Source organism: Pseudomonas sp. stari2 (assembly GCF_040760005.1).
GTDB lineage: Bacteria > Pseudomonadota > Gammaproteobacteria > Pseudomonadales > Pseudomonadaceae > Aquipseudomonas.
In genome coordinates, this window is record NZ_CP099760.1 from 4,373,055 (window position 1) to 4,390,490 (window position 17,436).

General features: G+C 63.2%; 11 protein-coding genes. 4 read left to right on the forward strand and 7 right to left on the reverse strand.

Features of this window, described 5'->3' with window-relative positions:
* Positions 1 to 84: 84 nt before the first annotated feature.
* Entirely contained in the window at positions 85 to 10,605 is a 10,521-nt protein-coding gene (locus NH234_RS19955) for an autotransporter-associated beta strand repeat-containing protein (RefSeq protein WP_367254020.1), read from the reverse strand.
* A gap of 419 nt (positions 10,606 to 11,024) precedes the next feature.
* On the opposite strand from NH234_RS19955, the gene NH234_RS19960 reads away from it, so the two are divergent.
* Positions 11,025 to 11,984 carry a nucleoside-specific channel-forming protein Tsx gene (locus tag NH234_RS19960; protein WP_367254022.1) on the forward strand — a complete coding sequence of 320 codons (960 nt, stop codon included), beginning with the start codon at positions 11,025 to 11,027 and terminating at the stop codon, positions 11,982 to 11,984.
* 14 nt (positions 11,985 to 11,998) lie between these two features.
* Positions 11,999 to 13,021, forward strand: a complete 1,023-nt coding sequence (locus tag NH234_RS19965) for a purine nucleoside permease (protein WP_367254024.1) — start codon at positions 11,999 to 12,001, stop codon at positions 13,019 to 13,021.
* Between the two features lie 70 nt (positions 13,022 to 13,091).
* Here the strand turns inward: NH234_RS19965 and NH234_RS19970 are convergent, their stop codons facing one another.
* From NH234_RS19970 to NH234_RS19980, 3 genes are all read right to left on the reverse strand, one after another.
* Positions 13,092 to 14,048, reverse strand: a complete 957-nt coding sequence (locus tag NH234_RS19970) for a zinc-binding alcohol dehydrogenase family protein (protein ID WP_367254026.1) — start codon at positions 14,046 to 14,048, stop codon at positions 13,092 to 13,094.
* A 29-nt stretch (positions 14,049 to 14,077) separates the two neighbouring features.
* Positions 14,078 to 14,251, reverse strand: a complete 174-nt coding sequence (locus NH234_RS19975; protein ID WP_085733565.1) for a DUF1427 family protein — start codon at positions 14,249 to 14,251, stop codon at positions 14,078 to 14,080.
* Between the two features lie 89 nt (positions 14,252 to 14,340).
* Positions 14,341 to 15,120 carry a helix-turn-helix transcriptional regulator gene (locus NH234_RS19980; RefSeq protein ID WP_367254028.1) on the reverse strand — a complete coding sequence of 260 codons (780 nt, stop codon included), beginning with the start codon at positions 15,118 to 15,120 and terminating at the stop codon, positions 14,341 to 14,343.
* A gap of 146 nt (positions 15,121 to 15,266) precedes the next feature.
* On the opposite strand from NH234_RS19980, the gene NH234_RS19985 reads away from it, so the two are divergent.
* Together NH234_RS19985 and NH234_RS19990 are read left to right on the forward strand one after the other, a co-directional pair.
* Positions 15,267 to 15,494, forward strand: a complete 228-nt coding sequence (locus tag NH234_RS19985) for a DUF6555 family protein (RefSeq protein ID WP_011335095.1) — start codon at positions 15,267 to 15,269, stop codon at positions 15,492 to 15,494.
* A gap of 38 nt (positions 15,495 to 15,532) precedes the next feature.
* Entirely contained in the window at positions 15,533 to 15,805 is a 273-nt protein-coding gene (locus NH234_RS19990; protein WP_085733563.1) for a hypothetical protein, read from the forward strand.
* A gap of 23 nt (positions 15,806 to 15,828) precedes the next feature.
* Here NH234_RS19990 and NH234_RS19995 read toward each other — a convergent pair whose 3' ends face one another.
* From NH234_RS19995 to NH234_RS20005, 3 genes are all read right to left on the reverse strand, one after another.
* Positions 15,829 to 15,996, reverse strand: coding sequence for a metallothionein (locus NH234_RS19995; protein WP_085686659.1), 168 nt, complete (start codon positions 15,994 to 15,996; stop codon positions 15,829 to 15,831).
* A 472-nt stretch (positions 15,997 to 16,468) separates the two neighbouring features.
* Positions 16,469 to 16,924, reverse strand: coding sequence for a DMT family transporter (locus NH234_RS20000; protein ID WP_367254030.1), 456 nt, complete (start codon positions 16,922 to 16,924; stop codon positions 16,469 to 16,471).
* A 4-nt stretch (positions 16,925 to 16,928) separates the two neighbouring features.
* Positions 16,929 to 17,417 (reverse strand): DMT family transporter, encoded by a 489-nt coding sequence (locus NH234_RS20005; protein WP_085733561.1) that lies wholly within the window; start codon positions 17,415 to 17,417, stop codon positions 16,929 to 16,931.
* Between the last annotated feature and the right edge of the window lie 19 nt (positions 17,418 to 17,436).

Consider the following 17,436-nt stretch of genomic DNA (forward strand, 5'->3'; position numbering starts at 1 on the left):
CTGGGAATGGGGCGGATTCTAGCAGAGGGGATTGCCGAGCAAAAAAAACCGCCCTTTCGGGCGGTCAAAGTGCTTCGACCATGATCAGAAGCTTTGGCTGAAGCTGATGGTCATTGCGCTGTCGTTGTTGTCGCTGGACACCTGGCCCGAATAGCCGATGCCGAGCTTGCCGGTCGGGCTGATCTGGAAGTCCACGCCGGCTTCGAGCAGTGCGCTGTCCTTGGCGATCGGCACGCCCTGGGTGCTGAACGAGGCACCGCCGTCGATGAAGGTCAAATCGGCATCCGGCTTGGTGTCGCCGTAGGCATGCCGCCAGCCGATGGCTGCGCGCGGGGTCAGTTGACTGCCGTTGGCCAGGGTCACCAGCTTGCCGATGCGCACACCGAGGGTCGAGTAAGTGATGTCCTGATCGGCATCGCCTTTCAGACGCCCCACCCCGCCTTTTTCCTTGGCGGTGTCGCTGTCGTAGTTGACGTAGGCCAGGCCGGCGAACGGTTCGATGGCCACGCCTGCCGCATTGATGGCGTAACCCACCTCACCGAACACCTGGGCACTGCGGGCATCGTAGTCAGCCTTCAGACGGTCGTTGTAGCTGCCGACGCTGACGTCGCGTTTGGTCTCGATGCTGTGCCAGCTGTAGGCCGCGCCGAGGCGCACGGCCAGTGCATCGAACTGCGAACTCAGGTACGCCGCCAGGTGGTAGCTGTCGACCTTGGCATCGGAGTTGCGATCGTGGGCGTTGAGATTGCCACGGGTGTAGCCCGCGGCCATCCCGGCACGCCACTGATCGTCCAGTTGCTTGTCGGTGCCGAGCATGAAACCGCCGAGGCTGCGATCGACTTTCGCCGTGTTGCTGTCGCCGCCCATGTCGCCCCAGGCGCCGATGGCGCGGGCCCAGCCGACCATTTCACCGTGGCAACCGTTGCTGCTCAACTGGGTATCGCTCGGTGCCAGAGTCCGGCGTGGATCGTCCGACGCGCTGCAAGTCGGTTGACGCATCCGGTCGTTGACCGCTTCACGCACGAAACGTGAATCTTCAAGAACCGCACTCGCAGTGCTGGCATGGATCTCCCCGGACAGACTGTCGAAGGCATGACGCGCACCGGCCACGCTGAGGTTGACGATTTCGTTCTGCAACGCAGCGCCCGCCGGACCGTTGCGCATCAACGCCGAAGCAGTGTTGCGCTGGTTGCCGGTGGCGGCGACGTCGGCGAACGAGTTGCCGTTGCGGCTGACCACCAGGTTCACCGCGTCAGGGCTGTATACCAGCGCCGCGTCGAGGAACGCATATTGCGGTAGATCGGCTGCGCTGAAGGTGCCGGTCACCCCTCCGCCAGCAGTGATCAGCGAATACACGGTGTTGCCGGTGAACGGCGCCAGGCTGTTCACTTGCAGGCCACCGCCCAGGGTTGCCGTGCCGCCGACGGCCAGAGGCGTAGCGGTTGGCGAACTGACGGTCAGGGCCAGCACACCGTCGGCTGCATTGGTCAGATTGCCCGCCACACTCAAGGTGCCGTCACCGCCACCGGAGGCCACCACGCCGTGGTTGACCACCGAACCGACGCTGCCGTTACCGCTCAGTCCCGCGCCGTTGGCCACGGTCACTTGCCCGCCCAGAGAAGCCCGCGCCGCACGACTGCCGACCTGCAGCACGCCTTGATCCACCGAAACGGCGCCACTGAACGGCTGATCGCCGGTCAACAGCAAGGTTCCGGTACCGCGTTTGGCCAGCGCACCGGTACCGCTTAGGCGACCGTTGAACTTGCCATCGGCGTTCTGCTGGAACACCAGCGCCGCGTTGTCGATGATGTTGCCTTGCAGGCTGGTGCTGTTACCGATCAGCGTACCGCCGCTGACGGTGGTGCCACCGCTGTAGGTGTTGGCTGCGGTGAGGATCAGCGTGCCGGCGTCGAGCTTCTCGATACCACCAGTGCCGATCAACGGCACATCGATTTGCGCGCTGGCACCGGCGTTAACGCGGATCGGTGCCGGTGTACCGCCCGCGCCATTGACCGGCGTGAGCGTATCGCCGGCGTCCGGCACCAGGCTGTATCCGTTGACAAGGAATTGCAGCCCCGTGAATTGCTGATTGCCCTGCACGGTGACCGTACCACCCTGCCCGCCGAACACCGCGAATTGACCACTGGAGCCCTGTGCCTGGGTGCCGGTCGGGTCGGTCCAGTTGGTGCCGGGTCCCCACACGCCGTTGCCACCACCGATGGTGCCATCCGGATTGGTTTTGCCACCGTTCCAGAACTGCACCTCACCCGGCGCATTCTGCACCAACAGGTTGATCTGATTGGCCAGTGCGGTTTGCAGGGTCAGGTTGGCTGCCGAAACCGGCAGGCTGCCGAAGACCAGACCGTTGTTGGTCAGGTTGCCGCCGTAGGTAAACAGTTGGTAGACCCCGGTGCCGAAGCCGCCGGCATTGCTGATGTTCAGCGTACCGTCGAGGGTCAGGTTGCCGGCGACGTTGACCACGGTGGTGGAGCTGGCGGCCGAGCCGAGGCTGAAATCCAGGTTGGTTCCCGACGACAACGCCAGCGAACCGACGGACAACGGCGTCGTGCCGCTGCCACCGAGCAGCGTGGCACCGTCGGCCAACTGCACAGCCCCGCCGAAATGACCGCTGCCACCGATTTTCGCTCCACTGGCGACATTGACACTGGCGCTGTTGAGCACACCGTTGACGTTGAGCGTACCGGCCTGCACCGCCGTGTTGCCGGTAAAGGTGTTGTTGCCGGTCAGCAGCAACGCGCCGGTACCGGTTTTGGTCAGACTGCCGGCGCCGGTGAGATTGCCGGTGTAGCTGCCATCGCTGTTCTGCTCGAAGGTCAGCGCCGCGTTGTTGACGATAGCGCCTTGCAGGCTGCTAGTGTCGCCACGGGTGTTGCCGCCGTTCAGCGTGGTGCCACCGCTGTAGGTGTTGGCACCGCTGAGCAACAGGTCGCCGCTGCCGTTTTTCACCAGACTGCCGCTGCCGGTGATCGCACCGATCAGCGTGGTGTTCAGGTTGCCGGCCAGGGTCAGTTGCGCACCGAGGTTGATGGCGTTGGACAGTTGCAGCGCCGAGGTGCTGTCGAGAGTGCCGTTGCCCGACACACTCAATGCACCGCTGCTGATCGCGCTGTTGTTGCCCAGAATCAGCGTGCCACCGGCGAGCTGAGTACCGCCGCTGTAGGTGTTGCTGCCATTGAGGGTCAGGCTCGATGGACCGGTCTTGATCAGGCTGCCGCTGCCGCTGACCACACCGCCGAGAGTCAAGGCGTTGGAACCGGCGACGGTGAGCCCGCCATTGAGCACCACATCGTTGGCCAGGCTGACGGCCGTGTTGCTGTCCAGCGCCGTGCCGTTGGCGGCGGTCAATACGCCAGTGCCAAGGGCCGCGTTGTTGCCGACCACAATCTTGCCGCCGTTGAGCGCGGTGCCGCCGGTGTAACCGTTGGCGGCGTTGAGCACCAGAGTGCCGGTGTCGTATTTGCCCAGTGTGCCGGCGCCGTTGAGCGCGACGCCAATGGTCGCCGTAGCGTTCGGATCGACCCGCACGGTGGCATTGCCCAGCGAACCGTTGACCAGATTCAGCGAACCCGCCGTACCGTTCTGCAGGCTGTAGCCGTCGGTGACGAACTGCATGCCGGTGATGGTCTGGGCGCCGTTGACGGTCACGGTGCCTGCCGCGCCCTGGAACACCGCGAAGTTGTTGGTCCAGGCCTGGTTGGTGGTGCCGTTCACATCGGTCCAGTTGGTGGTCCCAGTGCCCCAGATGCCGCTGCCGCCATCGACCGAACCGTTGGCAACAAGCTGGTTGCCGTCCCAGAACTGCACGGTGACGCCCGGTGCAGTAACCAGCAGGTTGATCTGGTTGGCCAGTGCGGTTTGCAGGGTCAGGTCGCCCGGCGTGACACTGCCCGGCACGGTGCCGATCAGCATGCCGTTGTCGGTCAGGCCGCCGGTGTAGTTGATCAGGCGATACACGCCGCTGCCGAATCCGCCGATATCGCTGACGTTGAGGGTGCCGTCGAGGGTCAGATTGCCGCCGACGTTGACCAGCGCGTTACCGCCGCCGGAAACCGGTGCGCCGAGGCCAACATCGAAGTTGGAGTTGGCGTTGAACACCAGCGAGTTCACCGACAGGGTGCTGCCGGTGGCGCCGGCCAGATGACCTCCATCCGCCACGGTCACCGCCCCGCCGAGCGAGCCGCCGCCGGTCAGGGTGCCGCCGCTGTTAACCAGTACGCTGGCGCTGTCCAGCGAACCGCTGACGTTCAAGGTGCCGGCGTTGACCGTGGTGTTGCCGGTCAGGCTGTTGAGGCCGGTCAGGGTCAGCGTTCCGGTGCCGAGTTTGCTCAGTTCGCCGGTGCCGGTGAGCACACCGTCGAAAATGCTGCTGGCGTTGTTGCCGCCGATGCTCAGGGTGTTGCCGCCGCCGATCAATGCGGTACCGCTGCCGGTCAGGCTGGCGAGGCTGCCGGAGCCGCCGAGGTTGAGGGTCGCCGCAGCGCCGAGATTGACCCCGGCGTTGCTGCCCAGTGCCGAGTTGCCCAGGGTGGTGAGGCTGCCAGCCTGCACGTCGAAGGTGCCGCCGAAGGTGTTGTTGCCGGTCAGCGTCAGGTCGGCCAGACCGTTCTTGGTCAGTGTGCCCGCGCCGGCGATCACGCCGCCGAGCGTCAGGTTGTTGTTGCCGGCCACGCTCAGGTTGGCATTGACGTTGAGGTTGTTGGCCAGCACCAGCGGCGCCGTGGTGTCGAGGGTCGACGCACCCGCCACGGTCACCGCGCCGGAACCCAGGCCCGCCGAGGTACCGAGGGTCACGGTGCCGGCATTCATCGTGGTGCCGCCGCTGTAGGTGTTGATGCCGTTGAGGGTCAGGTTGGACGCGCCATTTTTGATCAGGCCACCGGTTCCGCTGACTACACCACTGAGGGCCACGTCGCTGTTGCCGATGTTGGTCAGGTTGGCGTTGAGCACCACGTTGTTGCCCAGCGACACCGAGGTGTTGCTGTCCAGCGCCGACGCACCGGCCACCGTCAGGTTGCCCAGACCGAGGGCGCCGTTGCTACCGGCGGTCAAGGTGCCGGCATTGAGGGTGACGCCGCCAAGGAAGTTGTTGGACCCACTCAGGATCAGGTTGGCCGCGCCGTTCTTGGTCAGGCTGCCGGCGCCGTTGATCGCACCGCTCAACGTCAGATCGTTGCTGCCGACGATGCCAAGGTTGCCCGCCAGGTTGATCGCGTTACCCGCGCTGAAGGCGCCGCTGGCATCCAGAGTGGTGCCGTTCGCCGCGTTCAGGGTGGCCGAGCCCAGCGCGCTGTTCGACGCCAGAATCAGACCGCCCGCGTTCAGTGCCACCGGCCCGAGGAAAGCGTTGTTGCCGCCGAGGGTCAGGCTGGCCGCGCCGTTCTTGATCAGGCCGCCGGTACCGGAAATGACACCGTTGAGGGTCAGCGCATTGCTGCCCAGCAGGGTGAGGTTGCCATTGAGCGTGGCAGCGTTGGCCAGGGTCACGGCGGTGTTGCTGTCCAGTTGTGTACCGGCATTGGCGATCAACGCGCCAGTGCCCAGGGCGGTGTTGCTGCCGACCACCAGGGTGCCGCCATCCAGTTGCGTGCCGCCGGTGTAGCTGTTGGCGCCGTTGAGCACCAGGGTGCCGGCGTCGAGTTTGTTGAGGATGCCGCTGCCGTCGATGTTCACACCGACCGTGGCGGTCACGCCCGGATCGACCCGCATCGCCGTGGTGCCGCCGGTACCGTTGACGGCGGTCAGCAAGCCCGACGAACCGTTGATCACGTTGTAGCCATCGGTGAGGAATTGCATCCCGGTGAACAGTTGCGTGCCGTTGACCGACACCGTGCCGGCCGTGCCCTGGAACACCGCGAAGTCGCCGGCCCAGGTCTGATTCAGCGTGCCGTTGGAATTGGTCCAGTTAGTGCCGCCGGCATCCCAGGTGCCAGTGCCGCCATCCACCGTGCCGTTCGGAATTGTCTGGCTGCCGTCCCAGAAACGCAGGTTGGTATTCGGCGCCGACACCACCAGGTTGACCTGGTTGCCAAGAGTCTGCACGAGGATGTCGCCGAGGCCGTAACCCACCGGCACGCCGGCCACGGTCAGGCCGTTGTCGGTCAGTGCACCGATGAAGTTGAACAGGCGATAGACGCCGACACCGAAACCGCCGGCATCGGTGACGTTGAGATTACCGTCGAGGGTCAGGTTGCCGCCGATGTTCATCAGCGAACTGGTCGATGGCGTGGCGAGACTCGCGTCGACGTTGCTATTGGCGGTGAGCACCAGCGACGCGGCCGACAAGGTGTTGCCTGAAGACAACGCCAGATGGCCGCCATTGTTGATGGTGATTGTGCCCAGCGCAGAACCGCTGCCTGTCAGGGTACCGCCATTGTTGACGTTGACCTGATTGCTGGCCAGCGAACCACTGAGATTCAGCGTACCGCCATTGACGTTGGTGTTGCCGGTGATGCCGTTGGTGCCGGTGAGGTTCAGTGTGCCGGTGCCGACTTTGGTCAGGCCGCCACCGCCGCCGAGATTACCGTCAAAGGTACTGGTGCTGCTGACACCACCCACGGTCAACGTGTTGCCGCCACCGATCTGCACGCTGCCGCTGCCGCTCAGTCCGTTCAGGCTGCCGTTGCTGCCCAGGTTGAGACTCGCGCCGGCACTGATGTTGGCGCCGGAAGTATTGCCGAGTGCGCCGCTGGTCAGGGTGCTGACGCTGCCGGAGAGGATATTCAGCGCACCGGTAAAGGTGTTGGTGCCGCTAAGTGTCAGATCATCCAGGCCACTTTTGATCAGGTTGCCGGCACCGTCGATCACACCGCTGAGGTTCAGACCGTTGTTGCCGGCCACGGTCAGGTCGGCATTGAGCGTGATGTTGTTGCCGAGGCTGAGCGGACTGCTGTTATCCAGCGTCGCCGCACCACCGACGGTCAGGCCGCCACTGCCCAACGCAGCGGCCGAACCCAGTGTCAGCGTACCGGCGATGAGGGTGCTGCCACCGCTGAAGGTGTTGGTGCCGTTGACGGTCAGGTTGGCCGCGCCGTTCTTGATCAACTGGCCGGCGCCGCTGATCACGCCGCCGAGGGTCAGATCCTGAGTGCCGCCGACGCTCAGTGCCGCATTGAGCACGACCGCGTTGGCCAGACTGACCAGCGGCGAACTGCTGTCGAGGGTTGCTGCGCCGCCGACGGTCAAGGCGCCGGTGCCGAGGGCCGAACTGTTGCCGGCAGTCACTGTACCGGCGTTCAGCGTGGTGCCGCCGACGTAAGTGTTGGTGCCGTTGAGGTTCAGGTTGGCCGCACCGTTTTTCACCAGGCTGCCGGCACCGGCGACGGTACCGGTGAGGCTCAGGTCTGCGCTGCCACCCACGTTCATCGCACCGGCCAGGTTGACCTGGTTGCCCAGCGTGACGGCGGTGTTGGTGTCCAGCGTGGTGCCCGCCGCTGCGTTCAATGCGCCGCTGCCGATCGCGGTATTGCTGCCGACAATCAGCTTGCCGACGTTGAGTGCAGTGTTGCCGAAGTAGGTGTTGGCGCCGTTGAGAATCAGGTCGGCGGGGCCGCTCTTGGTCAGGCCACCGACACCGGAGACCACACCCGCGAGGGTCAGCGCGTTACTGCCGCCGATGGTCACGTTGCCGCCGAGGTTGACGTTGTTAGCCAGGCTCGTTGCGGTGCTGGCGTCCAGTGTGGTGGTGTTGCCAGCGTTGAGCACGCCGGTGCCGAGCGCGGTGTTGGAGCCGACGACCAGTGTCCCGGCGTTCACCGACGTAGCACCGGTGTAGGTATTGTTGCCGGTCAGGGTCAGGGTCGAAGAACCGGTCTTGATCAGGTTGCTGCCGCCGCTGATCACGCCGCCGAGGGTCAGCGGGTTGGCGCCGCCGGCAGTCAGGTTGGCGTTCAGCGCAATCGCGTTGTTCAGCGTCACGTTGGCGCTGCTGTTGAGCGTTGAGCTCCCCCCCACGGTCAGCGTGCCGGTACCGAGTGCCGCGCCGTTGCCGACGGTCAGGCTGCCGGCGTTGAGCGCCGTGCCGCCGGTGAAGGTGTTGACGCCGTTGAGGGTCAGGTTGGCAGTGCCGTTCTTGATCAACTGGCTGGCACCGCTGAGCACACCGCCCAGGGTCAGACCATTGCTGCCGCCGATGCTCAGGTTGCCGTTGAGCGCAACGTTGTTGCCGAGGCTGACGGCGGTGTTGCTGTCCAGGGTCGCGGCGCTGGCGACAGTCAGGTTGCCGCTGCCCAGTGCGGCGGCGTTGCCGACGGTCAGGCTGCCGGCGTTCAGCGTGGTGCCGCCGTTGAAGGTGTTGGCACCGTTGAGAATCAGGTTGGCCGTGCCGTTCTTGGTCAGCCCGCCGCTGCCGCTGACCACACCGCCAAGGGTGAGGTTGGCGTTGCCGGCGATGTTGAGGTTGCCACCGAGGGCGACGGCGTTGCCAAGCGCTACGGTAGTGCTCGCGTCAAGCGTGGTGCCCGCCGCCGTGGTCAGCGCGCCGGTACCCAGCGCGGTGTTGGAGCCGACGATCAGCGTCCCGTTGTTCAGCGCCGTACCGCCGGAGAAAGTGTTGTTGCCGCTGAGAGTCAGGTTCGCGGTACCGCCCTTGATCAGGTTGCCGGCGCCGCTGATGACGCCGCTCAAACCAAGTGCCTGGGTGCCGCCGATGGTCAGCCCGCCCGCCAGCGCCACAGCGTTAGCCAGCGTCACCGCCGTGGTCGCATCCAGTGTGGTGCCGGCCGCAGCGTTCAATGCGCCTGTGCCGAGGGCGGTGTTGCTGCCGACGAACAAGGTGCCGCCGTTGAGCGCGGTGGTGCCGCTGTTGGTGTTGTTGCCGGTCAGGGTCAGGCTGGCGCTGCCGCTCTTGGTGATCGCGCCAGTGCCGGAGACGATGCCAGCCAGGGTCAGGGCATTGCTGCCGAGCACGTTCAACGCACCGGTGATACCGACGTTGTTGGCCAGGGTCACGTTACCGGTACTGTCCAGACTGGTGCCGGCGGCGGTGTTGAGCACCCCGCTGCCCAGAGCGTTGTTATTGCCCACGTGCAAGGTGCCGGCGTTCAAGGTTGTGGTACCGCTGTAACCGGTGTTGGCGCCGCTGAGCGTCAGACTGCCGCTGCCGGTCTTGGTCAGGCCGCTGGCGCCGCTGATCAGCCCGCCCAGTGTCAGGGCCCCGGTGCCGGTCGCCGTCAGTGTGCTGTTGAGGGTGATCGCGTTATTCAGCGAAATCGGGCTCGATGCCGAAATGCTGGAAGAGCCGCCAACGGTAATGCCGCCGGTACTGAAGGCCTGGTTGTTCCCCACCTGCACCACACCGCCATTGAGTACGGTATTGCCGGTGTAGGTGTTGATCCCGTTGAGGTTGAGCTGGCCGCTGCCGACTTTGGTCAGGCCGCCGCTGCCGGACAATACGCCGCTGAGCGTGGTGGCGTTCACGCCCTGTACCGTCAGACCACCAGCGCCAAGGGAAATCAGGTTGCTGATGTTCAATCCGGCATTGCTGGCCTGCAGGATCCCGCCATTGGACGTCAGCACACCGCTGCCGAACGCGCCGTTGTCATTAAACAGCGCCACACCCCCATTGAGAGTGGTGGCACCGCTGACCAATGGCCCCTGCAAAGTCCAGGTGCCGCTGTTGAGGGTCATGTTGTTGAAGTTGACGTAAGTCGCGCTGGATGCCGTACCGGTCCCGGTGGTTCCGCCGCCGACACCGATCGGGTTTTGCAGGATCAGGGTATTGGTGCCACCCGCACCGCCATCGATCGTGCCGGTCGGAGCGAAAGTCAGGTTGATACCGATCAGGCCACCGAGGCCGACGGTGACTTGCACACCGTCGCCGACGTTAACGCTGGAACCGGTGATTGCGTAGAACGTGTTGGTGCTGCCCGCCCCCATCGACACGCCGCCGGTGATGTTGCCGGCGTTGGTGAAGGTGTTGCCCGCCGCCGACGTTTCGAACGCGATCCGGCCATTGATCGTGCCGCTGGCGCTGTTGGTCATGTTGACTTGCGAACCGCCATACACCCCGACCACCGGGGTATCGGCCAGGGTAATCCCGCCGACTGACAGCCCGGTCGAGGTAATCGTGCCGTCGTTGGTGATGGTCGTAGTGCCCGCCGCCGCATTGTTCACCGCAAGCCCCAGACCGTCGATGCTGGTCAGGTTGAGGCCGAGCAACATGCCGGTGCCGCGGATGATCCCGGTAGTGTTGTTGGCGATGCTCACCGTGCTGGTCGCGCCGGTGCCGATGAACGCACCGCCGCTGAGTACCGAAACCAGCCCCAGCAATGCCGGGTCGAGGGTACCGGAGTTGTTCAGGCTGACGTTCACCCCGGTCAAGTCCATCACGTGGCCGCCGAGGGTCGCGTTCATCTGTGCACCGGAATTGACATTGACCGTCAGGCCATTGGCGGCACTGCTGAAATTGTTCAGGAACAACGGCAGGCTCGGCACCCCGCTACAAGTCACCGTCGAGCCGGCAGTGGAACAGGTGGCCAGCGCCGGCATGCTGACGCCTGCGAAGAGGAACCCGGCGACACTCAAGTGCACTGCAAGGGAAAGTGGGGAAAAACGCGAGACGAGATCGACACCAAACCTTGCTTCCACGGGCGACTCCTTTCGTGGCCAGTTTCATCCTTGAAAAGCGTGCAGCAACGGTGAGCACCAACAACGCACACACGCCAATCAGGTGTATGACAGTCATCAGATAACTGCCGCGTTCCAGACACACGCTAGTTGATGCCCTCCAATGGGGCACCGGTTAAATAGTGTTAATACTTTTGTGCGATAAGCCCCCGCAGTGATACTTCGGACTGTTCTGAGCATGGGGTTTCGGCCTTTTCACGGAAGGCCGGCGGCACTTGACCGAGTGGCCAGATAAATCTTCGATTTGGCCGTTTTTTCAGCGTATTGCGTAATCTGGTACGGCTTGTGCAAACGTTTGCTATTCGCTGTTGAACGCATTTTCGTTACAAAACCATACAGGCCCAGTCATTCCGGGCCCGGATTCGCAAAAAGGACTTTGAATGCACGCATCTTTCTGCCGCCGACGTCGTGGTGCGCCCCCGTTTGCTGTTTCTTTGCTACTGGCTGGCGTTACCGGATTTCTCAGTCACAGCGTACTTGCCCAACCTGCCCTGCCCGAAGAATCGGCCCAGGGCGAAGCCCTCAGCCCCGAAGCCAGCCCGCCGAAAAAAGGCGCGTACCTGTCGGACTGGTACAACCAGGACCTGATGCTGATCGGCAGCAAGGACATCAGCTTCGGCCCGCAACCGGCCGACGATATCTACCTGGAATATGAATACTTCGGGCGTAAAGGGCCGTTCGAGCTGTACGGCTACATCGACATTCCGAAGATCTTCAACATCGGCAACAGCCACGACAAAGGCGTATGGGACCACGGCTCACCGGTGTTCATGGAACACGAACCGCGCATCTCCATCGACTACCTCGCCGGCCGCAGCCTGGCCATCGGACCGTTCAAGGAATGGTACGTGGCGTTCGACTGGATCTACGACCACGGCAGCCGCAAGGAAAACCGCGCCAACACGCTGTACAGCGGTTTGGGTACCGACATCGACACCCACTCGCGGGTCAACCTGTCGGCCAACCTGTACGGGCGCTACCAGTGGGAAAACTACGGCGCCAGCAATGAATATTCGTGGGACGGCTACCGTGCGCAGCTCAAGTACATCGTGCCGATCGACAAATTCAGCAACGGTGCCTCGCTGACCTACATTGGTTTCACCAACTTCGACTTCGGCTCGGACCTGCACAAGGACAACCCGGCACGCACCGCCAATGCCACAGTGGCGACCAACGTATTGCTGTACTCGTTCACCCACCTGCGCTTCACCCTGGTCGGCCGTTATTTCCACAACGGCGGCAACTGGGAAGACGGCAGCGAGCTGAACTTCGGCGACGGCAATTTCCGCGCACGTTCCAATGGCTGGGGTTACTACGCCGGCATCGGTTATCAGTTCTGAATCCAGGAGCCATCATGAAAGCAATGACGCATGTATCACTGGCCGCTGCGGCCCTGCTCTCCTCCTCCGTCTGGGCGGCCGAGGCACCGATTCAACCGAAAGTGGTGCTGATCACCATGTTCGCCCCGGAAGCGCAAAACTGGATCGAGCGCCTCGAACTCAAGCAGGAAATCCGCGTACCGGGCCTGTCGGCCGAGTACCCGACCATCCGCTGCAACACGCAGCAGGTGTGCCTGATGACCACGGGCATGGGCCAGACCAACGCCGCCGCTTCGACCCTGGCACTGGCGCTGTCACCGAAGTTCGACCTGCGCAAAAGCTACTTCCTGATTGCCGGGATTGCCGGCATCAGCCCCAAGCACGGGACCATCGGCACCGCCGCCTGGGCGCATTATCTGGTCGAGTTCGGCACTCAGTGGGAACTGGATTCGCGCGATGCGCCCTCGAGCTGGCCGACCGGTTACCTCGGCATCAACACCAAAGGCCCGAACGAAAAACCACCGCTGGACTACAAGACCGAAGTCTTCGAACTCAACCCGAAACTGCAAGCCAAGGCCTTCGCCCTGAGCCACAAGGTCGAACTGAGCGAGAGCAAGGAGTCGGCCGCGTGGCGCCTGAAATACCCGGCAGCACCGGCCAATCAACCGCCGGTGGTCACCCGTTGCGACACGCTGGCGGGCAACACCTGGTTCTCCGGCACACGCCTGAGCGAACGCGCCGAGGTCTGGACCAAATTGCTGACCGACAACAAGGGCGAGTACTGCACCACCCAACAGGAAGACAACTCCACCTACGAGGCTTTGTTGCGCGCCAGCCGCGAGGGCCTGGTGGACGTGCAGCGTCTGGCCGTGGTGCGCGCCGGCTCTGACTTCGACCGTCCGGCGCCGGGCGGCAGCGAAGTGGACAACCTGCTCAAGTACGCCGATCAGGGCGGATTTGTGCCGGCCCTGGAAAACCTCTACCGCGCGGGCAATCCGTTGGTGCAGGACATCCTGAAGCACTGGTCGGCGTGGGAAAACGGCATCCCGCAGTCCTGAAACCCACAAAGCCCTGTGGGTGCGAACGCGCTCCCACAGGGCTTTGTGATGACATGGATAACAGCGAAGGTCAGGGGATAAGAATCACTTTGTCACCGCTGCCCTGATTCACATCCGCATAGCGCGCCAGCCCTTCGGCCAACGGTGCTTCGACCAGTCCTTGCGGCAGTGGCAGCAGGTCTTCGTCGAAGAACCGGCCGAACTGCTCGAGCATCGCCGCACAGGCTTCAACGCCGTACAGCAACGAGTTGATGCCGACCACGGAGCCACCCTTGCGATACAGGGCCAGCGCCGGCAGTTGTACATGGCCGTCCACTGGCGCAGCGATGATCGCGATCCGCCCGAAGGGCGCCAATGCCGCGACTGAGGCCGGCAGCCAGAAACCGGTGGTGTCGAAGATCACATCGGCGCCACCGCGGTACACCGCGTTGACCTGTGCACCCAGATCTTCGGGTTTATCCAGCTGAATCGTCTGATAACCCTGAGCCTGCAAGTCCTTGACCTGCTCCGGCCGCCGCGCCGCCGCCAGCAACTGCGCGCCACGCACTTTGGCCAGCGCCAGAGCCGCCGTCGCCACCGCCCCGCCGCCGATCACCAGCAAACGGGTTTCAGCGCTGACCAGACTGCGTTCCAGCGCATCCCACGCCGTGGTGTAAGGCACGCCTAGGCTGGCAGCCTGGGTGAAGCTCAAATGCGAAGGCTTGTGCGCCACGCCATTGGCCGGCAGTTTGACGAACTGCGCATGGGAGCCATCGGCGAAAAAGCCCAACTCACGCCCGGTGCCCCAGACTTCCTGACCGATCAACGCCTGCGGCCCTTCGACCACGACACCGGCAAAATCCCGACCGGGAATACGTGGCAGCGTGGTGTACGGGAAGCGCCCGAGCACGTTCTTCACGTCGCTGGGATTGAGGCCCGCCGCCTTGATCTGCACCAGCACCTCGTCGGCCCCCGGCACCGGCGTCGGCACCTCGACGAAGCGCAGGGACGACAGCTCGCCGGTTTTATCGAATTGCAGTGCTTTCATGAGTTCATCCACCGAATGAAAAAGGAAATTCAGGACAGCCAGCCACTGACCAATTGCCGGCCCATCGGCCACAACTGCTCGCCCGCCAGCATGCCCAACAGGCCGACCAGCGCGATGGCCGGCGGTGCCGGGGAACGGAAATCCAGCGCGCCATACAACAGGCCGACGCCCAGACCGATGCCCAGGGAAATCAGGTAGTTCATGGGATCACTCCACCACATAAAGGGAATGGGCAAAGTCTAGGAAAGGCTGTGCGAAAGCACCGGCCAAGGACTTCTGAATTTCGGCCAAATCAGCCTGAAAGCTGACCGGCACCGAACTGCGAAGGCGCGACACCCAGCTCCCGGCGGAACATGTCGCTGAAACTGCTCGGCGAATAACCCAGCTCACGGGCAATCACACTGACCGGCACGCCCTGAATCAACTCGGCCACTGCCGTCGCCAACTGCACCTGACGCCGCCACTCGGCAAAGCCCATGCCCAGCCCTTCCTTGAACAACCGTGCAAGCGTACGCACGCTGGCCCCGGCGTTTTCGGCGTGCTGCTCAAAAGGAATATCCAGCGACGGCGCGGCCATCACCGCCTGACACAGACTCATCAGCCGCCGGTCAGCATCATCCGGCAGAGGGATCTTCAACTGTGAACGCCTTGCGCGTTTCAGCTCCAGCAACGCCAGCCCGACCAGCGCTTCGTAATATTCGGCATCGCCGCTGTCGCCCTGCGCCACCAGCCCGACGATCAACTCACGCAGCAGACCACCGACCTCAATCACCTGCACCGTCTGATCCAGCGTCGCCGCCAGTGCCGGACGCAGGTAGATATTGCGCATCTGCAAATCCGACACCACCCGAATCCCGTGGGGCACGCCCGGCGGTAACCACACCGCCCGTTGCGGTGGCACCACCAGCGCCTCGTGCGGGGTCTCGACCCACATCACACCGCTCATCGCATACAGCAACTGCCCCCAGACATGCTCGTGCGGCTCGATGAACAAACCACGCGGATAGGTGCGCGCCAGCGGCTGCACCGGCACATCGGTATCACTCAGATCAGGGGGCGCAGCGAGGGCCATGGCGAACGTTCATCGGAGTTGGCGAAGGCGTCATGGTAACCAGTGCACCCGGTCTCTCGCCATTGATAGATACCGTCGGACAATCCGAGTGAATTTTCCCGGTGCGCCACGATCCTTCTATTACCACAGGGAGGAAGATGGGCTTTATGAACAACGCAAAACTTTACGTCATCGATTACACCCTTCACGGCGCGCCAAAGTCGTTCATTATCCGCTCGGACAAAATGGACAACACCGAGGCGTGGCACTGGGCAAGCTGCGACGCCGGGGTGGGCCGCATCCCGCGCTTCGGCCGGGAAAAAGTGCAAAAGACCAGCAAGCCGATGGCAGAAAAATTCGGCGTGGAAAACGTCACGTGGCGACCGGCAAGCTAAGCTTGCGCGCAGACGGGGACTATTTCGGGGGAACATACATGACAACCATCAGCAGCCCGGCGCACCTGGACTATGGCCTGGACACCCTCTTCGGCCGCCTCACCAAAAGCGTCGATTGCCCGGTTGGCCTGGAACCTGTCGAAAACGATCCCTACCGCTTCGCCCTGCGCGTCCCGGCCCCCTTGCCGGAAGACCTTGAAAAGGCCAAGACCATCGTCGTCAACGTTGAAGGCCGTCGGCTGCAAGGTACTGTCCGCCATATCGAACGCCTGGACGACGACAGCCTGAAACTGGAAGTGGAGCCTGACTAGGCTCCACTTTTTCATGCAGACCGTTATTTCGGGTGAGCGCAATGGCAACCCTTGCCGGAGCACTCCTCACCGCCCTTGTGGTGATGAGCGCAGGCCTCACAGCAATAGTGCTTGCCGTGCGCCACGTAGGAATGCTCGCCTTCCTTGATCTTGCAGCTACATCCCGGGCAATCGCATTTTCTATCGGCCATGGAACAGACTCCTTTGGTGGTGGTTGTCTGAGGCTGAAGGAACAAGCCGTGCTACCAGTGTAGAAGCTGAAAAGCACTCAACAACCCAACAACCAAACCACTCACTCCCCATCCCCCAACATTCACCACGATGAGCGTTAGCTCGAGTAAAGCTTTTGATCTCAAGGCCCGTCGGCAGGCTGAGTGGAGGGATTGATCCGGGGGTGGGAGCGCAGCGACCGTGCGGCGCAGCCGCATGCATCGAGAGGAGGTGCAGCGAAGCAAACCGTAGGCGATGCCCCCGGATCAATCCCGGAGCGAAGGAACCCGAGCCACAGCGAGGGCCGTACGTCAGGGCACAGACCTTTTGGTTACTTTTGGGGCGTTTGCCAAAAGTGACTCGCTGTAAGAGCGAAACCGCCAGCGGCAGCACCCGAAGAAACGGATATACACCCAAAACCCAAGAGCCTGGCCGGCCCACAGGCCGCCACGGTCAAACAGCCTGACGCACACTACTGCGATACATGAACACCAGCGCCAGCCCCAGGCAGACCATTGCCAAAACCCGCGCCCCCGACAGCTCGATGGCAGGGTTACCCAGCCAGCCAAAGTTATCGATCAGCATCCCCATTCCAAGCTGCCCGACAATCACCGCCACCGTGGCCACGGCCGTACCAACGCGCGGCACCGCACCGACCATGACCATCATATAAACCACACCGAACAAAGCACCGCTGAGCTGCCATTTCGGCACGTCCAGCAGGCTGACGGCATGAGCAGGCTCGAAAAACAGGATCAGGAGAGCCGTACTCACCGCGCCGACCACGAAAGTCAGAAGGCTGCTGCGCAACACCCCAACAGTCTCCCCCAACCGCCCATTGATCGCCGCCTGCACACTCAACACCGCACCGGCCAACACCACCACCGCCAACAAAATCACCAGACTCATCACCTCACCCCCGCGCAATCAAAACCAGTGCCGCCACAATCAACCCCAACGCCAGCCAACGCTCGGCATTGACCTTCTTGCGCGCAGCCCCAAACCAGCCGAAATGGTCGATCAGGACACTTTTGCCAACCTGCCCCGACAGAATCGCGATCATGGTCATCGCAATCCCGATATGCGGCGTCGCCAGCGTCAACACCACCACATACATCGGCCCCAGAAACCCGCCGATCAACTGCCAGCGCGGCAGATCGGTCAGCGCCGGGCCCTTCTGTGGCCCCGCAAACAGCAACAGCAAAAACAGAATCGCCGAGCCAACCCCGAAGATGCTCAAAGTCGCCCACAGGTGCCCGACCTGCTCACCCAGCGGCCCCAGCAACCCGGCCTCCACCGACAACCCCATGCCGGCCAGAATCACCAACGGCAACAGCAACAATCGCAAACCCGGCCGGGCGACAGGTGTCGGCGCAGTACTCACTTCATCAAACGACTGCATCTGAAAAACCTCTGAAGGA

What these genes read in the sequence shown, in the direction of transcription:
- NH234_RS19995 (WP_085686659.1), bottom strand. Translation starts at nt 15,996, where the DNA reads ATGGCCGATAGAAAATGCGATTGCCCGGGATGTAGCTGCAAGATCAAG.
- NH234_RS19990 (WP_085733563.1), top strand. Translation starts at nt 15,533, where the DNA reads ATGACAACCATCAGCAGCCCGGCGCACCTGGACTATGGCCTGGACACC.
- NH234_RS19985 (WP_011335095.1), top strand. Translation starts at nt 15,267, where the DNA reads ATGAACAACGCAAAACTTTACGTCATCGATTACACCCTTCACGGCGCG.
- NH234_RS19975 (WP_085733565.1), bottom strand. Translation starts at nt 14,251, where the DNA reads ATGAACTACCTGATTTCCCTGGGCATCGGTCTGGGCGTCGGCCTGTTG.
- NH234_RS20005 (WP_085733561.1), bottom strand. Translation starts at nt 17,417, where the DNA reads ATGCAGTCGTTTGATGAAGTGAGTACTGCGCCGACACCTGTCGCCCGG.
- NH234_RS19980 (WP_367254028.1), bottom strand. Translation starts at nt 15,120, where the DNA reads ATGGCCCTCGCTGCGCCCCCTGATCTGAGTGATACCGATGTGCCGGTG.
- NH234_RS19960 (WP_367254022.1), top strand. Translation starts at nt 11,025, where the DNA reads ATGCACGCATCTTTCTGCCGCCGACGTCGTGGTGCGCCCCCGTTTGCT.
- NH234_RS19965 (WP_367254024.1), top strand. Translation starts at nt 11,999, where the DNA reads ATGAAAGCAATGACGCATGTATCACTGGCCGCTGCGGCCCTGCTCTCC.
- NH234_RS19970 (WP_367254026.1), bottom strand. Translation starts at nt 14,048, where the DNA reads ATGAAAGCACTGCAATTCGATAAAACCGGCGAGCTGTCGTCCCTGCGC.
- NH234_RS20000 (WP_367254030.1), bottom strand. Translation starts at nt 16,924, where the DNA reads ATGAGTCTGGTGATTTTGTTGGCGGTGGTGGTGTTGGCCGGTGCGGTG.